15 protein-coding genes and 1 pseudogene are annotated in these 16,188 nt (G+C 74.7%); 7 read left to right on the top strand and 9 right to left on the bottom strand.

All coding sequences use genetic code 11. The features are described 5' to 3' along the window. Nucleotides 1-69: 69 nt before the first annotated feature. Both ACFY0O_RS17935 and ACFY0O_RS17930 read right to left on the bottom strand, forming a co-directional pair. Nucleotides 70-873, bottom strand: coding sequence for an inositol monophosphatase family protein (locus ACFY0O_RS17935; RefSeq protein ID WP_388947623.1), 804 nt, complete (start codon nucleotides 871-873; stop codon nucleotides 70-72). A 9-nt stretch (nucleotides 874-882) separates the two neighbouring features. Next, nucleotides 883-2,049 carry a ferrochelatase gene (locus ACFY0O_RS17930; RefSeq protein WP_388947622.1) on the bottom strand — a complete coding sequence of 389 codons (1,167 nt, stop codon included), beginning with the start codon at nucleotides 2,047-2,049 and terminating at the stop codon, nucleotides 883-885. Nucleotides 2,050-2,234: 185 nt separating this feature from the next. Between ACFY0O_RS17930 and ACFY0O_RS17925 the strand changes: the two genes are divergently transcribed. Both ACFY0O_RS17925 and ACFY0O_RS17920 read left to right on the top strand, forming a co-directional pair. Beyond that, nucleotides 2,235-3,491 carry an MFS transporter gene (locus ACFY0O_RS17925; protein WP_388947621.1) on the top strand — a complete coding sequence of 419 codons (1,257 nt, stop codon included), beginning with the start codon at nucleotides 2,235-2,237 and terminating at the stop codon, nucleotides 3,489-3,491. Next, nucleotides 3,439-4,770 (top strand): D-arabinono-1,4-lactone oxidase, encoded by a 1,332-nt coding sequence (locus ACFY0O_RS17920; RefSeq protein ID WP_388947620.1) that lies wholly within the window; start codon nucleotides 3,439-3,441, stop codon nucleotides 4,768-4,770. The genes ACFY0O_RS17925 and ACFY0O_RS17920 overlap by 53 nt, the downstream gene beginning before the upstream one ends. 7 nt (nucleotides 4,771-4,777) lie before the next feature. Here the strand turns inward: ACFY0O_RS17920 and ACFY0O_RS17915 are convergent, their stop codons facing one another. Continuing rightward, the gene (locus ACFY0O_RS17915) at nucleotides 4,778-5,629 is read right to left on the bottom strand and encodes a hypothetical protein (RefSeq protein ID WP_388947619.1); all 852 of its coding nucleotides are present in this window, start codon (nucleotides 5,627-5,629) and stop codon (nucleotides 4,778-4,780) included. A 538-nt stretch (nucleotides 5,630-6,167) separates the two neighbouring features. On the opposite strand from ACFY0O_RS17915, the gene sepH reads away from it, so the two are divergent. After that, the gene (sepH, locus tag ACFY0O_RS17910; RefSeq protein ID WP_358891954.1) at nucleotides 6,168-7,187 is read left to right on the top strand and encodes a septation protein SepH; all 1,020 of its coding nucleotides are present in this window, start codon (nucleotides 6,168-6,170) and stop codon (nucleotides 7,185-7,187) included. A 45-nt stretch (nucleotides 7,188-7,232) separates the two neighbouring features. On the opposite strand, the gene ACFY0O_RS17905 is transcribed toward sepH, so the two are convergent. Then, the gene (locus ACFY0O_RS17905; RefSeq protein WP_388947618.1) at nucleotides 7,233-8,066 is read right to left on the bottom strand and encodes a sulfurtransferase; all 834 of its coding nucleotides are present in this window, start codon (nucleotides 8,064-8,066) and stop codon (nucleotides 7,233-7,235) included. A 177-nt stretch (nucleotides 8,067-8,243) separates the two neighbouring features. Between ACFY0O_RS17905 and ACFY0O_RS17900 the strand changes: the two genes are divergently transcribed. After that, a complete protein-coding gene (locus ACFY0O_RS17900) occupies nucleotides 8,244-9,029 on the top strand; it encodes a VOC family protein (protein WP_388947617.1) in 786 nt (261 codons plus the stop codon). Here ACFY0O_RS17900 and ACFY0O_RS17895 read toward each other — a convergent pair. Both ACFY0O_RS17895 and ACFY0O_RS17890 read right to left on the bottom strand, forming a co-directional pair. Next, a complete protein-coding gene (locus tag ACFY0O_RS17895) occupies nucleotides 9,026-9,799 on the bottom strand; it encodes an SGNH/GDSL hydrolase family protein (RefSeq protein WP_388947616.1) in 774 nt (257 codons plus the stop codon). The two genes, ACFY0O_RS17900 and ACFY0O_RS17895, sit on opposite strands and share 4 nt — an antisense overlap. Next, on the bottom strand, nucleotides 9,786-10,355 hold the full coding sequence (locus ACFY0O_RS17890) for a PadR family transcriptional regulator (protein ID WP_388947615.1): 570 nt from the start codon (nucleotides 10,353-10,355) through the stop codon (nucleotides 9,786-9,788). Before ACFY0O_RS17890 ends, ACFY0O_RS17895 begins: the two co-directional genes overlap by 14 nt. A gap of 106 nt (nucleotides 10,356-10,461) precedes the next feature. On the opposite strand from ACFY0O_RS17890, the gene ACFY0O_RS17885 reads away from it, so the two are divergent. Next, nucleotides 10,462-10,887, top strand: coding sequence for a nuclear transport factor 2 family protein (locus tag ACFY0O_RS17885; protein ID WP_388947614.1), 426 nt, complete (start codon nucleotides 10,462-10,464; stop codon nucleotides 10,885-10,887). Nucleotides 10,888-10,894: 7 nt separating this feature from the next. Here ACFY0O_RS17885 and ACFY0O_RS17880 read toward each other — a convergent pair. Beyond that, nucleotides 10,895-11,273 (bottom strand): annotated as a pseudogene (locus tag ACFY0O_RS17880) (6-pyruvoyl tetrahydropterin synthase family protein). After that, nucleotides 11,267-13,966 carry an AAA family ATPase gene (locus ACFY0O_RS17875; protein ID WP_388947613.1) on the bottom strand — a complete coding sequence of 900 codons (2,700 nt, stop codon included), beginning with the start codon at nucleotides 13,964-13,966 and terminating at the stop codon, nucleotides 11,267-11,269. The pseudogene ACFY0O_RS17880 and the gene ACFY0O_RS17875 overlap by 7 nt, the downstream one beginning before the upstream one ends. 236 nt (nucleotides 13,967-14,202) lie before the next feature. Here ACFY0O_RS17875 and ACFY0O_RS17870 point away from each other — a divergent pair, with 236 nt between their 5' ends. Both ACFY0O_RS17870 and ACFY0O_RS17865 read left to right on the top strand, forming a co-directional pair. Next, nucleotides 14,203-14,493, top strand: a complete 291-nt coding sequence (locus ACFY0O_RS17870; RefSeq protein ID WP_388947612.1) for a hypothetical protein — start codon at nucleotides 14,203-14,205, stop codon at nucleotides 14,491-14,493. Next, on the top strand, nucleotides 14,490-14,810 hold the full coding sequence (locus tag ACFY0O_RS17865) for a winged helix-turn-helix domain-containing protein (RefSeq protein WP_388947611.1): 321 nt from the start codon (nucleotides 14,490-14,492) through the stop codon (nucleotides 14,808-14,810). The genes ACFY0O_RS17870 and ACFY0O_RS17865 overlap by 4 nt, the downstream gene beginning before the upstream one ends. Nucleotides 14,811-14,823: 13 nt before the next feature. On the opposite strand, the gene ACFY0O_RS17860 is transcribed toward ACFY0O_RS17865, so the two are convergent. Next, nucleotides 14,824-16,137, bottom strand: coding sequence for a cation:proton antiporter (locus tag ACFY0O_RS17860; RefSeq protein WP_388947610.1), 1,314 nt, complete (start codon nucleotides 16,135-16,137; stop codon nucleotides 14,824-14,826). Nucleotides 16,138-16,188 lie beyond the last annotated feature (51 nt).

Here is a 16,188-nt window from a genome sequence, read left to right as displayed (position 1 = left end):
ACCCCCTGCCGCACCAGCGGCGGGGGGTCCGTTCGCATGTGCGCGGGGCCCGGGTTCGGCGGACCGGGCTCAGTCGTGCCAGGCCCCGGCTTCGTCCAGGAGCGGCTGGAGCGAGGCGAAGACCGCCGGGCTCGCCGCCACCGCCAGTTCCCCGGAGAGCGGCTCGCCGGGCCGGCCGCCGGTCAGCGCGCCCGCCTCGCGGGCGATGAGGTCGCCCGCCGCGAAGTCCCAGGGGTTCAGCCCGCGCTCGTAGTACCCGTCCAGCCGGCCGGCCGCGACGTCGCACAGGTCGAGCGCCGCCGAGCCGCCGCGCCGGACGTCCCGGACCAGCGGCACGATCCGCCGGACCACCTCGGCCTGGGCCTCGCGACGGCTCTTGAGGTAGCCGAAGCCGGTGGCGACCAGCGCCTGGTCCAGCGGGACGGCGGCCCGGCAGGACAGCCGGGCGCCGCCCGCCCAGGCCCCGCCGCCGAGCACCGCGTGGTACGTCTCCCCGCGCATCGGGGCCGCCACCACGCCCACCACCGTCTCGCCCCGGTACTCGGCGGCGACGGACACGCCCCAGGCGGGGAGCCCGTAGAGGTAGTTGACGGTGCCGTCCAGCGGGTCGACGACCCAGCGGACCCCGCTGGTGCCGACCACGTCCGCGCCCTCCTCGCCGAGCAGCCCGTCGTCGGGCCGCCGCTCCGCGAGGATCCCGGTGATCAGCTTCTCCGCCGCGAGGTCCATCTCGGTGACGACGTCGATCGGGCTGGACTTGGTCGCGGCCACCGCGAGGTCGGCCGGACGGCCGTCGCGCAGCAGCTCCCCGGCCCGCCGGGCGGCCTCCAGGCCCACTTCCAGCAGTTCGGTCTTCAGCTCCGGTGAGATCACGTGCTCCCCCTAGGCGTACGGGCTGTCCGCGCCGGCGGCCGCCGGGCGGGGCGCGCGCGCCGGGCAGCAGCCCACCGCGCACAGGTCGTGGCTCTGGCCCAGGGTGCCCAGCCAGCACTCCGCGGGCCGCTCGCCGCGCTCGCGGGCGGCCCGCTCCAGCACGAGCTCCCGTACGGCCGCGGCGAACCTCGGGTCGGCGCCGACGGTGGCGGAGCGGGCGACGGGCAGGCCCAGTTCGGCGGCCTTGGCGGTGGCCTCGGTGTCGAGGTCGTAGAGGACCTCCATGTGGTCGGAGACGAAGCCGATGGGGACCATGACGACCGCCGGCGCGCCCTCCCCGTGCAGGGCCTCCAGGTGGTCGCAGATGTCCGGCTCCAGCCACGGGATGTGCGGGGCGCCGCTGCGGGACTGGTAGACGAGCTGCCAGGAGCGGGCCGTGCCGGTCTCGGCCTCGACGGCGTCGGCGATCACCCGCGCGACGTCGAGGTGCTGCTTGACGTAGGCCCCGCCCTCGCCGCCCCCGGTGTGGTCCTCGACCGGGCCGGAGGCGTCGGCGGCGGCCGTGGGGATGGAGTGGGTGGTGAAGGCGAGGTGGGCGCCGTCGCGGACCTCCTCGGGCAGGGCGGCGAGGGAGGCCAGCACCCCGTCGACCATGGGCCGGACGAAGCCGGGGTGGTTGAAGTAGTGCCGCAGCTTGTCCACCCGGGGGAGCTCCAGGCCCTCCTCGACCAGGGTCGCCAGCGCGTCGGCGAGGTTCTCGCGGTACTGGCGGCAGCCCGAGTACGAGGCGTAGGCGCTGGTGGCGAGGACGGCGATGCGGCGGCGGCCGTCGCGGACCATCTCGCGCATCACGTCGGTCAGGTACGGGGCCCAGTTCCGGTTGCCCCAGTACACGGGCAGGTCCAGCCCCGCCTCCGCGAAGTCCCGCCGCAGCGCGGCCAGCAGCTCGCGGTTCTGCCCGTTGATCGGGCTGACCCCGCCGAAGCCGAAGTAGTGCTGCCCGACCTCCTTGAGGCGCTCGCGCGGGATGCCCCGCCCGCGGGTGACGTTCTCCAGGAACGGCACGACGTCGTCGGGTCCCTCGGGGCCGCCGAAGGACAGCAGCAGGAGGGCGTCGTAGGGGGCCGCGAGGCCTTCGGCCGCGGGCGCGTCGGGGGCACGGAGCTGGTCTGACATGCCTCGAATCCTGCCACCCGGGGTGCGCGCGGGAGAACCGGCCGGTCCGCATGCCGGACCGACTTCCAGGTAAGGTGACCCTAAGTTCCACCGTCTGAAATGTCGGTGCCGCCCATTTCCCCGTGCGGGTGCCCCGGAGGCGGCCGTAACCTGTATGGGCCTATGACGTCCCTTACGGAGAGACCTTGCCCAGTCCCTACCGCGCGATATTCGCGGCCCCCGGCACCAAGGCCTTCAGCGCCGCCGGCCTCGTAGGCCGGCTGCCGATCTCCATGGTCGGCGTCGGGATCCTGACGATGATCTCGGAGATCACCGGCCGCTACGCGATGGCCAGCGCCCTCACCGGAACCCTGGCCCTGGCCGCCGCGGTGATGGGCCCCCATGTCTCCCGGCTGGTCGACCAGTACGGGCAGCGGCGGGTGCTGCGGCCCGCGACCCTGGTCTCCGTCGCCTCCGTCACCGCACTGGTCCTGGCCGCCGCGGGCGGCCTGCCCGACTGGACCCTGTTCGTCTTCGCCGCCGTCGCCGGCTGCGTGCCGAGCGTGGGCTCGATGGTCCGCGCCCGCTGGACCGTGCTCTACCGGGACGCGCCGCGCGAACTGCACACCGCGTACTCCTTCGAGTCCGTGATCGACGAGGTCTGCTTCATCTTCGGCCCCATCCTGGCCATCGGGCTCTCCACCACCTGGTTCCCGGAGGCCGGCCCGGTGATCGCCGCCGGCTGCCTGCTCGTCGGCGTCTGGCTCCTCACCGCGCAGCGCGCCACCGAACCCCCGCCGCATCCGCGCAGCTCCGACGGCGACCGCTCCTCCGCCCTGCGCTCCCCCGGCCTCCAGGTGCTGACGGCCACCTTCGTGGCGACCGGCGCCATCTTCGGCTCCATCGACGTCTCCACCCTCGCCTTCGCGGAGGAGCAGGGCCACAAGTCCGCCGCCAGCTTCATCCTGGCCATCTGGGCGGCCGGATCCTGTCTGGCGGGCATCGTCTTCGGTCTGCTCCATCTCAAGGGGCGGCTGGAACGCCGGTGGGTACTGGGCATCTGTGCGATGGCCGTGAGTATGATCCCCCTCCTACTGGCCGGGAACCTTCCGTTTCTGGCCGTGGCGCTCTTCGTCTCGGGCCTCGCCATCGCTCCCACGATGATCACCACGATGGCCCTGATCGAAGCGCACGTACCACGCGCGAAGCTCACCGAGGGCATGACGTGGATCAGCACCGGCCTGGCGGTCGGTGTCGCGGTCGGCTCCTCCGTGACCGGTCTGGTCATCGACGCGGCCGGGGCCCAGCGCGGGTACGTCGTCTCGATCTCCTCGGGGATCGCCGCGGCGGCGGTGGCGTTCGCGGGTTACCGCCGGCTGACGAGGCCGGCGCAAGGGGAGGAGCCCTCGCGTGACGGCGACATCGGGGACAGCAGCGGAGAGCGGGCGGACCGCGTGGCGTAACTGGGCGGGCAACGTCCGCGCCACGCCCACGCGCGTGGTGACCCCCGCTTCGGTCGGTGAGCTCCAGGAGGCGGTCCGCCGGGCCGCCGAGGAGGGCCTGCGGGTGAAGGCGGTCGGCACCGGCCACTCCTTCACCGCGGCCGCCGCCACCGACGGCGTGCTGATACGGCCGCAGGCGCTCAGCGGGATCCTGTCGGTGGACCGGGCCGCGGGCACCGTCACCGTGGCGGCCGGCACCGCCCTGAAGGACCTCAACCGCGCCCTGGCCGCACAGGGCCTGTCGCTCACCAACATGGGCGACATCATGGAGCAGACGGTCTCCGGCGCCACCAGCACCGGCACGCACGGCACGGGCCGCGACTCCGCCTCCCTCGCGGCGCAGATCCGCGCACTGGAACTGGTCACCGCCGACGGCCGGCTGGTGAGCTGCTCCGAGAAGGAGAACCCCGAGGTCTTCGCGGCCGCCCGGCTCGGCGTCGGGGCGCTGGGCGTCGTCACCTCGCTCACCTTCGCGGTGGAGCCGCTGTTCCTGCTGACCGCCCGCGAGGAGCCGATGCGCTTCGACCGGGTGACCGCCGAGTTCGAACAGCACGTCGCGGAGAACGAGCACTTCGAGTTCTACTGGTTCCCGCACACCGGCAACTGCAACACCAAGCGCAACAACCGCAGCCAGGGCCCCGCCGCCCCGCCCGGAGCGGTCAGCGGCTGGATCGAGGACGAGCTGCTGTCCAACGGGCTCTTCCAGGCCGTCAACTCGCTGGGCCGCGCCGTCCCGGCGGCCGTCCCCTCCATCGCCCGGATCGCCAGCCGCGCCCTGTCGGCGCGCACGTACACCGACATCCCGTACAAGGTGTTCACCAGCCCGCGCCGGGTCCGGTTCGTGGAGATGGAGTACGCCCTCCCGCGCGAGCGGGCGGTGGAGGCACTGCGGGAGCTCAAGGCCATGGTCGACCGCTCCGACCTGCGGATCAGCTTCCCGGTGGAGGTGCGCACGGCCCCGGCGGACGACATCCCGCTGTCCACGGCCTCGGGCCGGGACACGGCGTACATCGCGGTGCACATGTACCGGGGCACCCCGTACCAGGCCTACTTCACGGCGGCCGAGCGCATCTTCACCGCCCACGGCGGGCGCCCCCACTGGGGCAAGGTGCACACCCGGGACGCGGAGTACCTGGCCGCGGCCTACCCGCGGTTCGGGGAGTTCACGGCGCTGCGCGACCGGCTGGACCCGGACCGGCTGTTCGGCAACGACTACCTGCGGCGGGTGCTGGGGGACTGACGCCCGCTCACTCCCGGTCGGCGGCACCGCTCCCGCCCGGTACGCCGCTCCCGGCGCCGGTGCTCGGGGCGGGGTCCGGGCGGGGGGTCTGCCCGGAGGGCGTCGGGGACGGGTCGGGGCGGGTCGAGCCGGAGGGGGTGGGCGTGGGCGTCGGGTCGGGTGCGCCCCCACCGTGCGGGGCCGAGGGGCTCGGGGAGCTCCCGGAGCCGGAACCGCGTCCGTCCGTCCCGTCCTTCTTCCCGTCCTTCGTCCCGTCCGTGCCGTTCTTCCCGCCCTGTTGACCCCGCCCGCCGCGGTCCCCGGAGTCCGGCCCGTCCCTCCGCTCCGAGGGGCGGTGGTCGGGGGCCGTGCGGAAGCCGCCCGACAGCAGGGTGCCTCCGCCGCTGCTGACGGAGGTGCCCGCGAAGGCCTCGTAGGTCCCGAGGCCGCCGATGGCGAGGGCGAAGGCGGCCCCGGAGGCCACCGCCGTGCGCTTCCAGCCCCGCACGCGGGTGCCGTGCACGGTGGCCTCGCCGAACTCCCCGGCCGGCGGCGGGACGCCCACCGTCCCCGCGGGCACGGGCACCTGACGGTCCCTGGGGCGGACGCCCCCGCGCAGCCGGTCGCCGGTGCGGCGGAAGGCGTGCTGGATGACCGGGCCGCCGGCGGTCGCCACCACGCTGACCACGCCGGCGCCGAGGATGGTGCCGTAGACGCCCAGCTGGGAGGCGAGCAACGCGGCCGCGACGGTGGCGAGGGAACTGCCGGCGACCTGGGCCACGCTCAGGTCGAGCTTCCCGCGCTCCGCGCCCGTGCCCCCGCCCTCGCTCTCGCCCTCGGGACCGCCCGGTCCGCCTTCCCCTGCCGTCTTCTGACCCATCGCCATCCCTTGCGTGTCCTGCCCCTTGCGCTTCTCCTCTTCCAGCAGTTACTGACACCTGAGCGAAATGAGAAGTTCCGTTTCTGTGGATTCTGTGAAGCAGGACACCCCGAAACGGCCGCGTGCGCAGGTGGACCGGGATCCGGACCCGATTCCGGGCAGGCCAACTCCCGCCGCCCCGGACAACTTCGGCGGCGCGGCGGTCCACCCAGGTGGCCCGAATGGAGTACTGTGGCGAGCCCTGGGGCCGTCCTTCCTTTCGGATGTCCGGACCCGGGAGAGGGGGCCGGCTGACGGAGAAGCGGCGCTCAAGACCGGTGATGCCGCGGTATCGCACGGGCTCCTGCTGCGCACAGTAACCACGTGGTCACTGTGCGTGCCCAACAGGTAACCGTGCCATAACGTCGATCAAGGGCGCATGCCCGACACGCCGGTTTAACTCGGCAAGGTTGTGGCAGGCTGCACCCGGGCAGGCCACACTCGACTAGCGGAAGCAGCGACGCACGTGACGTCGGCAGGCACCACCCGGGAGGTCCCCATGCCCGAACTGCGTGTCGTGGCCGTCTCGAATGACGGAACACGACTGGTGCTCAAGGCTGCGGACAGCACGGAGTACACGCTTCCGATCGACGAGCGGCTGCGGGCTGCCGTGCGCAATGACCGCGCGCGCCTGAACCAGATCGAGATCGAGGTGGAGAGCCACCTCCGCCCCCGTGACATCCAGGCCCGCATACGGGCCGGTGCCTCCGCCGAGGAGGTCGCACAGCTCGCCGGCATCCCCGTCGACCGGGTCCGGCGCTTCGAGGGCCCGGTCCTGGCCGAGCGCGCCTTCATGGCCGAGCGGGCCCGCAAGACCCCCGTGCGCCGCCCCGGGGAGAACACCGGACCGCAGCTCGGCGAGGCCGTGCAGGAACGGCTGACGCTGCGCGGCGCCGACAAGGACTCGGTGCAGTGGGACTCCTGGCGCCGCGACGACGGCACCTGGGAGGTGCTGCTGGTCTACCGGGTGGTGGGCGAGCCGCACTCCGCCAGCTGGACGTACGACCCGCCGCGCCGGCTGGTCGTCGCCGTGGACGACGAGGCCCGCTCCCTGATCGGCGAGTCGGACGACCTGCCGTCGACCCCGGAGCCGAGCTTCCCGTTCGTGCCGAGGATCGCCCGGCTGCCGCGCGACCGGCCGCTGGACCGCGCCCTCGACCGGCAGATCGAGCGCCCCGCCCCGCCGCCCGCGCCGGAGCCCGAGGAGGAACGGGACACGCTGACCAGCCTGTTGGAGGCCGTCCCCAGCTTCCGGGGCGACCTGGTGGTCCCGGAGCGGACCGACGCGGCGGAGGAGGAGGCCGAGACGGAGGAGCCTCCGGCCGCGGCCGCCTCGGCCGGCGCCGGATCGGCGTACGCGGACGTGCTGATGCCGCGGACGGTCGCGGGACACCGCGAACGGCTGACCGGGACGACGGACCGGCAGGCCGAGGCCGACGGGGTCCGGCCGGGGCGCCGCGCGGCGGTGCCCAGCTGGGACGAGATCGTCTTCGGGACCCGGCGCAAGAAGCAGGAGTAGCCCGGTCCGGCGGTGCCCCGCGGGGCACCGCCGGACACGGACGGGTCAGGGGTTGGGGCCGGTGGCCACCGGGCGCGCCGGATCCGAGGACCAGTGCGACCAGCTGCCCGCGTAGAGGGCGGCCGGGATGCCCGCCACCTCCAGCGCGAGGACCTCGTGCGCCCCGGAGACCCCGGAACCGCAGTACACGCCCACCTCGGTGTCCGGGGTGGCGCCCAGCTCCGTGAACCGGGCCCGCAGGGTCTCCGGGGGCAGGAACAGGCCGTCGGGTCCCGTGTTCTCGGTGGTCGGGGCCGAGACCGCGCCCGGGATGTGACCGCCGACCGGGTCGATGGGCTCGACCTCGCCCCGGTAGCGCTCCCCCGCCCGGGCGTCCAGCAGCAGTCCCGTACGGGCCAGGGCGGCCGCGTCGTCGGCTTCCAGCAGGCCCAGCGCGCCGGGGTTTGGCTTGAAATCGCCCTCAGTCGGAGTCGGTACGTCGGCCGTCACCGGGCCACCCGCGGCGGTCCACGCGGCCAGGCCGCCGTCCAGGACTCGCACGTTCGGGTGACCCGTCCAGCGCAGCAGCCACCAGGCGCGGGCGGCCGCCCAGCCCTGGCCGCCGTCGTACAGGACCACCGGCTCGTCCGTGCGCACCCCGGCGCGGCGCATCACGACGCCGAAGGCCTCCGGGTCGGGCAACGGGTGGCGGCCGCCCGACCCGGGCGGACCTGCCAGTTCGCGGTCGAGGTCGACGTACACGGCGCCGGGCAGGTGCCCGGCCTCGTAGGCGGGGCGCTGGTCGGGGCCGCCCAGCTGCCAGCGGACGTCCAGGAGCACCGGCGGGCGGTCGGAGGCCAGCTCGTCCGTCAATGCGGAGGCCGAGAGGATCGCAGTCATGGGCCCATCTTCCTCCCCGCCCTCAGGCCCGTGTAACAAGCCGGACATCGACGGGCCGCAGTGATTCGGTCATCTGCGTCAGCCGCCGTGCCGTCCGGCCCGGTCGGGGCACGCGGCGCCCCGCGGAGTGGAAGCATCAGCGGCGTCATTCGGGACACGACGGAGGAGACTGCTGACATGACCAAGGCAGCGGGGGCTTCGCGGCGGCCGTCCGGCACACCGTGCTGGGTGAGCCTGATGGTGCACGGGCTCGGACGGACCGAGGACTTCTACGCCGACCTGTTCGGCTGGGAGTACGAGCCGGGACCCGCGCAGCTCGGCCCGGGCGTCCGGGCCGTCCTCGACGGGGAAGAGGTGGCCGGGATCGGCGAGATGCCGCCCGACCGGCACCTTCCGGTCGCCTGGACCCCCTACTTCGCCATCGACGACGCCGACTGCGCGGCCGAGGCGATCCGCTCCTGCGGGGGCACGGTGGCGGTGGGCCCGATGGACGCCGGGGCCGAGGGACGGGTGGCGATCTGCTCCGACCCGCTGGGGGCGATCTTCGGGATCTGGCAGGACTCGGGCCACGGGCGGCCCTACGGGGTGCCGGGGACCCCGGTGTGGAACGAGCTGGTCACCCAGGACACCTCGACGGTCGGCAAGTTCTACCAGCACGTCTTCGGGCACGAAGCGGAACGGCACCCGGCGGCCTCGGCCGACTTCGACTACCTGACCCTGCGGCTGGAGGGCCGGCCGGTGGCCGCGGTGCACGGCGTCGGCCGGTCGCTGCCGCACGACCGGGGCCCGCACTGGATGACGTACTTCGAGGTCCGCGACACCGACGCGGCGGCTGCCCGGGTCGCCGCACTGGGCGGACAGGTGCTCAGCCCGCCCCGGGACCGGATCCGGGGCCGGCTGGCCCTGGTGGCGGACCCGGAGGGGGCGGTCTTCGCCCTGGTGCGGTCGGCCGGGGAGGACTAGACGAGGGGCAGGGGGTGGGGGCGTTTGGCGGTGCGGCCGTCGCCCGAGGAGGCGCCGCGCAGCCGCCGGCCGAGCCAGGGGCCGAGGAACCCGGCCGCCCAGCCCACCTCGGACGCCACCGCACGGACGGCGCTGCGCGGCGGGCGGGGCGGCAGGGGCCGCTGCCAGCTGTCGTCGGAGCCCGGCAGGGCGAGGGCCTCGGCCAGGGCGGCGGCGATCCGGGCGTGGCCGAGAGGGCTCGCGTGCAGCCGGTCGGTGCTCCACAGGCGCGGGTCGGTCCCCACGGCCGCCCGGCCCGTCTCGGCGACCACGACCCCGTGGCGCCCGGCGGCGGCGCGGACGCGGGCGTTGAGCTCCGCCACGCGCGGGCGCAGCGGCCGGGCCAGGGGTGCGATCCGGCCCACGTCGGGGAAGGTGACGGTCGCCACCCGGGCACCGGCCGCGGTCAGCGCGGCGAACATCTCCTCCAGCTCCCCCACCACCTCCGCGGCGTCGAACCGGGGCCGGAGCACGTCGTTGACGCCGGCCACGACGGTGGCCACGTCGGGCCTCAGCTCCAGGGCCGGGGCCAGCTGCTGCGTGCGGACCTGGCCGGCGAGCCGGCCCCGGACGGCGAGGTTGGCGTAGAGCAGGCCGGGGTGGGCGGCCGCGAGGTGCCCGGCGAGGCGGTCGGCGAAGCCGCGCAGGCCGGTCGTGTCGTCGCCGTCCCCGAGCCCCTCGGTCTGACTGTCGCCCAGGGCGACGTAGCGCAGGGGTTCACCGCTGGGCATCGGTCTGCCGCCTTTCCCTCAGTACGGCCGCGGTCCGCAGGCACCAGTCCCGGTGCTCCCGTTCGAAGGCCAGGCCGCGCAGGCAGGTCAGGTACCGCCCGACCCGCTCGCCCCGCAGGAGGTACTCGGCCTCGTCCAGGTCGCCGCGCATGTTCACCAGGAGCTTTCCGAGGAGTTCGAGCTTGGCTCCGGCCGCTGCCGCCCGCTGCTCCAGCTGTTCGATGACGGGGCCGGTGCCGACGCGGTCGGCCGTCTGGACCTTGACCAGGAGGTCGTCGCGGATGGAGGAGGGCTTGGACGCGGCCTCGGCGAACCGCTCCAGCTCGGCCCGTCCGGCGTCGGTGACCCGGAAGAGGCGCTTGTTGGGGCGGGTCTCCTGGACCACCTCGCGGCCCGCGACCAGTCCGGCGGCCTCCAGCCGGGCCAGCTCGGCGTAGAGCTGCTGGGGCAGGGCGTGCCAGAAGTTGGCGACGCTGATGTCGAAGGCCTTCGCCAGCTGGTAGCCGCTGTACTCGTCGTCGAGCAGCGCCGCCAGGACCGCGTGCCGCAGTGCCATGCCGGGCCCCCTTCCCTTTCCTCGTACGTCTCGGCATCATACTCAAGAAAGTGACTAGTCAGATTGTTGAGTAGCACTCGGAGCACCACGTATTCCAGGAGGGGTCATGGAGACTGCCGAACGCTTCCGCGCCGCCGTGGAGAAGCGCGATCTCGCCGCGCTGGACGAGCTGTTCACGGACGACGTCCGCCTCTACAGCCCGGTGAAGTTCGTCCCGTTCGAGGGCAAGGCGATGGTCATGGGCCTGTTCGGGGTGCTGCTGCGCACCTTCGAGGACCTGCGCTACCTGGGACGCCTGGACGGGGAGGTCGAGACCACCGCCGACGGGGAGGCCGCCCCGACGGTGGTCCTGCCCTTCCGGGCGCTGGTGGCGGGCCGGCAGATCCACGGGATCGACCAGCTGCAGTTCGACGCGGAGGGCCGGATCAAGGAGTTCACCGTGATGGTCCGGCCCCAGTCCGCCGTCCACGCCCTGGGTCAGGCGGTGCTGGCCGGCCTGGTCGAGGACGGACTGGCCCCCGGCTCCGCCTGAGCGCCCGTCAGGCGCCCCTGACCGGGCGGTACTCCGCCCAGGTCTTCGGGGTCTCCGAGATCCTGACCGCCGTCAGCTCGGGGATCCGCTCCGTCCACTGGTCGAAGATCCACACGGCCAGGTTCTCGGCCGACGGAGAGATACCCCCCCCCCAGCGCCTCGTTGAGGTGCCGGTGGTCGAAGGTCTCGTCCATCCACTGCTTGAAGGCGTCCAGGTCCCGGTAGTCCCGCACGAACCCGGCCTCGGTGAGGTCCTCGCGGCGGCCGGAGAGCTCGATGACCACGGCGTAGTTGTGGCCGTGCATCCGGGCGCACGGGTGCCAGGACGGCAGCCGGTCCAGGACGTGGCTGGCCGAGAAGTGGAACTCCTTGGTGATGGTCAGCACGTTCCCTCCCCGTCGGCCGCGAGGAGGGAGCGGTTGAGCGGCACCGCGGTCAGGAACCGCTCGCGCAGCGCCTCGTCGCCGATCAGCCCCGCCTTGCGCAGGACCTCCCGCCGGGCCCGGTCGAACAGGCCCCGGGCCTCCTCCCCGGCCCCGCCCGCCGCGAGGGCCCGCCCGGCGTGCCAGAGGACCTCCTCCGTCCGCAGCACGGGCATGTCCCCCACCTCGTCCAGCATCCTCAGGGCCTCCCGGGCCTGCTCCACGGCCCCGGCCGGGTCGCCCGCGCGCAGCCGGATCCGGCTGCGCAGGGTGTACGCGGCGATCTCGCTGCGGACCATGCCGCTGCGCCGCGTCTCGACGCAGGTGGCGACGGCGAGCCGTTCCGCCTCCTGGAGGAGCTCCGCGGCGCCGGGGGCCCCCGGGTCCCCGTCCGCGCCGGCGAGGAGGACCTCGGCGCAGAGGTTGCGGACGATGGGGACGAGGTTGGCCAGCCAGGTCCGTTCGGTCTCCGCCCAGGCCTCCTCGGTCAGCCGCCGGGCCTCGCCCCGGGTCTCCGTGCGGTCGGCGAGGATCCGGGCGAGGAGCGCCGCGTTGTAGGCGTGCCAGGCGCTGTCGCCGCCCCGGTCCGCCTCGAACCCGAGGGCCTCGCGCAGCGCCTGGGCCGCGCCGGCGTCGTCGCCGAGGCCGAGGCGCACCTGGGCGAGGTAGTTGAGGGCCATGGGCAGCTCGGCGTTGAGGGGCTCCTCGCGCAGCCGGGTCACGCACCGCCCGAGGCGGCCCAGCGCCTCGGACAGGTGGCCGCTGTCGAAGAGGGTGATGCCGAGCTGCATCTCGCCGAGGTTGCGGGCGTGCTGGAGGACCGGGGTGGCTCCGCCTCCCAGGCGCGGGTCCGAGGCGTACAGGCGCTCGGCCTCGCGCAGCTGGGCCAGGCCGTCGGCGAGCCGGCGCTTGGAGACCTGGCGGCCGTACTCGACGCGGGCCACGAACAGGGCCGCCGGGTCGCCGTGTTCCTCGGCCAGGTCGACGGCCGCCCGCAGCTTCTCCAGCGACGGGACGAGGCCGCGGGTGGCCAGCAGGGTCTTGCCGCGCAGCAGGGTGGCCCGGATGACGAGGTCGGGGTCGGCGCAGCGGGCGGCGGCGGCCTCCGCCTCGGCGGCCAGGGCGTCGATGTCCGGACCGCCGGCGGGGGTGCTCTGGCCGCGCCAGCGGACCTCGGTCAGCGAGAGCAGCAGTTCGACGACGCGGACCAGGCGCCGGTCGCGGCCCTCGGTGCCGGCGGGCAGCTCCCGTACGGCGCGGATGACCTCCTCGCAGTGCCGCTCGGCCTCGGCGAAGGAGAGCCCCTGGGTGGCCGCGTCGCGGGCGAGTTCGAAGTGGGCGTCGGCCGAGGCGAGGAGGCAGGAGGGGCCGCCGTGGCGGAGGTGGCGGGCGACCTCCAGGCGGCGCTCCAGCGACATGGTCTCCGGCGGGCCCTGGCCGAGGGCGTGGGCGATGCGGGCGTGGCGCGAGCGCGCCTGTTCGGCGCTCTGCTCCGTGTAGACCACGCTCCACAGGGCCCGGTGTTCGAAGCGGTAGCAGTCGGCGGACTCCCAGCGGGCCCACGCGGGCGGCGTCGCGGGGACGACCAGGCGGTGGCCGCGGGCGATCAGCCGCAGCCGCTCCATGACCAGGTCGTGGGGCAGGCCCGCCGCGGCGGCGACGGTGTGCGAGAGGAACACGTCGCCCTGGGTGGCGGCGGTGGCCAGCAGCAGCCGGTCCTGGTCGGTCAGGGCGCGCAGCCGCTCCTCGACGACGCGGGAGAGGCTGGCCGGCAGGGGCACTTCGCCGCCGTCCTGCGGGGTCCATTCCTCCAGGCAGAGCGAGACGAAGATGGCGTGCCCGCCGGTCAGTTCGGCCAGCCGGCGGGAGAGGGCCGGCGGGGCGGCGGGATGCCGCTGGGCGACGAGTTCGGCGATGGCGTCCGGGGGCAGCCCGCGCATCGTGCGGCGCCGCAGCAGCCCCTCGCCGGCCCAGCTGTGGAGCAGGGCCTCGACCTTGGACTCCTTGCCGTCGGCGTGGGCGGCGTCGCTGGCGTGGCTGAGGACCACGGCCAGCGGTTCGCCGGCGAGGGCGCGCAGCAGCTGGTCCAGGACGAGCTGGCTGCTCTCGTCGATGTGCTGGACGTCGTCTATGACGACGACGGTCGGCGGCCCCTGGCGCACCAGGTCGAGCAGGCCCTCCGCGATCCGCAGGGCGGCCGCGTGCCGGAAGGGCAGGAGGCTGTCGAAGGGCATGGAGCCGGAGTCGAGGGAGGCTTCGGTGATCTCCCGGCCCAGGGTGAACACGGCGCCGAGCCCCGGAACGATCGCCGAGAGCACCTCGGGGGCCGACCGGACCACCCCCTGCCCGGTGGCGCCGAGCATCCGCCGCAGCCGTCCGCGCCGCCGGGGCTCGGCCTCGCCCAGCTTCAGCAGCAGGTCGAGGACCGGCCCGTACATCAGGTCGGGGCCGATGCCGGGCCGGCACCGGGTGGACACGACGCGGCAGCCGGCGGGCGCCTCGGCCTCGAAGGCCCGCAGCAGCGCCGACTTGCCCATGCCCGACACCCCGTCGACCGCGATGGCCTGCCCGCCCCGCCCGTCCCCGAGCGCGGCGACGACCGAGCGCAGCTCGTCCATGTGCTCCACGCGGTCGACAAATCCGATCGGCACGCCCATGCCCCCGTCTCACGCCCTACCAGCAGGTGCCGCCCACGGTAGATCATGCCGCTCCGCCACAGGCACGACCCGACGCGTTCCGGCCACTCACCCGGACTCGTACGGCGATATGGACACTGCCACAGTCCGAACGAGCCGCGCTGCGCGGCGCCGCGCGCATCGAGGCCGGCGCGCGGAGGCGGGGCCGCTGGCACGCCGGGTACCTGTGGGCGTTCGCCGGATGGCAGCTCGTCCTCGTGCCGACGGTGCTGCTGTGGCACGGGCCGGTCGGCGCGCTGGTGTGCGGGCTGTCGAGCGCCCTGGTGGTGACGGTGCTGTCCGTGTTCGCGCTGCGGCAGCCGGTGGTTGCGCGCGGGTACGCCCGCCGGCACCTGACAGCGGTCGGGGTCTGGGCCGCCTGCTACATGGCGGCGCTCGCCGTCGGCCTGGCCGGCTTCCCGGACAGCGTCGGCTTCGCGGCCGCCGCCGCGCTCGTGTGCGCGCTTCCGCCCGCCGCGGCGGCCTGGCGGGGGGCGCGGGCCGCATGAGCGCGCAGACCCCCGCGGGTACGCACCCCCGCCACGGCCTCGCCCCGCTGCTGTCGTCGGCGGTGCGGCTGTCGATCGTGGCAGTGCTCGCGCCCGTGGAGAAGGCCGAGTTCGCCGCCGTGCGCGACCTCGTGGAGATCACCGACTCCGCGCTGTCGAAGCAGGTCACGCGGCTTGAGGAGGAGGGCTGGGTGGCCGTGGAGAAGGGGCGGGTCGGGCGCAGGCCGCGGACCTGGCTGCGGCTGACGGAGCAGGGCCTGGGCGGCTACCGCCGGCACCTCGCCGCCCTGACGGCGATCGCGGGCCCGCTGGGCTGATCGTCCGGGCCCGTCAGAGCGGGGCCCCCGGAGCCGGTACCCGGCGGGGCTCCGGGTCCGCCTCGTCCTCCACGCGGGCCATGGCGAGGCGCAGGAGGGGCGGCGCCATGAGCGAGGTCACGATCGCCACGAGGATGACGACGGTGTACGTCTCGGGTCCGAGGATCCCGAGCCGCAGGCCCGTCATCGCCACGATCACCTCGATCACCCCGCGGGAGTTCATGCCGGCCCCCAGGGCGAGGGCCTCCCAGCCGCTGAGCCGGCTCAGCTTCGCCCCGGCATAGGCCCCGGCGAACTTGCCGAGGACGGCCACGGCCAGGACCGCGCAGGCCGCGGCCGCCGCCTCCCGCCCGGCCAGCGCCGTCAGGTCCATCCGAAGCCCGGCCGTGGCGAAGTAGAGCGGCGCGAGGAAGGCCAGCACCGTGGTGCGCAGCGGGGCCAGCTTCTCCCGGTCCAGCCGGCCGCTGGTGCCGATCAGCACCCCGGCCACGAATGCCCCGAAGACCGGCTCCAGGCCCAGGGCGTGCGTACCCGCCGAGCCGAGCAGCACGGCCAGCGCCGCCACGGCGACGGTCGGCCCGGGCTCGGGCGAACGGCCGGCCGCGCCCAGGGCGAACCGGACGGCGGGCCGCCCCGCCAGCAGGGCGAACAGCACCACGCCCACGGGGTACAGCAGGGCGGCGGTGAGCCGGCCGGCGGTCAGCCCGGACGTGGCCATCGCCGAGACGACGGAGAGCAGGAACCAGCCGACGACGTCGTCGATCACCCCGGAGGCGAGGGTCAGCTGCCCGACCTCGCGGTGCAGGAGGTCCATGTCCAGCAGGGTCTTGGCGATCACGGGGACGGCGCTGACGCACAGGGCCACGCCGAGGAAGAGGGCGAACACGGTCGGGTCGGTCCCGGCGGGCAGCAGCGAGCCGGGCAGCAGGTACCCCGTGGCGACGCCGAGCCCCAGGGGCAGGACCAGACCGGCGGCGCTCACCCGTACGGCGGTGGCGCCGCGGCGTCTGACGAGGCCGGGCCGCAGTTCCATGCCCGTGATCCCGACGAGGAGCAGGACGCCGAGCTGCCCGACCGCGTCGAGGAGGTGCATCTGCTCGGGCCGCTCCGGCAGCAGCCGGGCGGCGAGGCCCGGCAGCAGGTGCCCGAGTAGGGAAGGGCCGACGAGCACCCCCGCGCAGAGCTCTCCGACGATCGCGGGCATCCGGAAGCGCGCGGCCAGCCGGCCCAGGCAGAGGGCGAGGAGCAGCAGGAGCGCCAACTGGAGCAGGAGCACCAGCAGGGCGTCGTGGGTGAGGACGGGAACGGGCGCGGCTGCGGTCGTCACCTCACGAAGCGTAGGACGGGCCCTTCACACCCGGCCCCGCCGAGCGGGCAG

Source organism: Streptomyces sp. NPDC001594, assembly GCF_042893675.1.
GTDB lineage: Bacteria > Actinomycetota > Actinomycetes > Streptomycetales > Streptomycetaceae > Streptomyces.
This window is presented reverse-complemented; position numbering and strand designations above follow the sequence as displayed.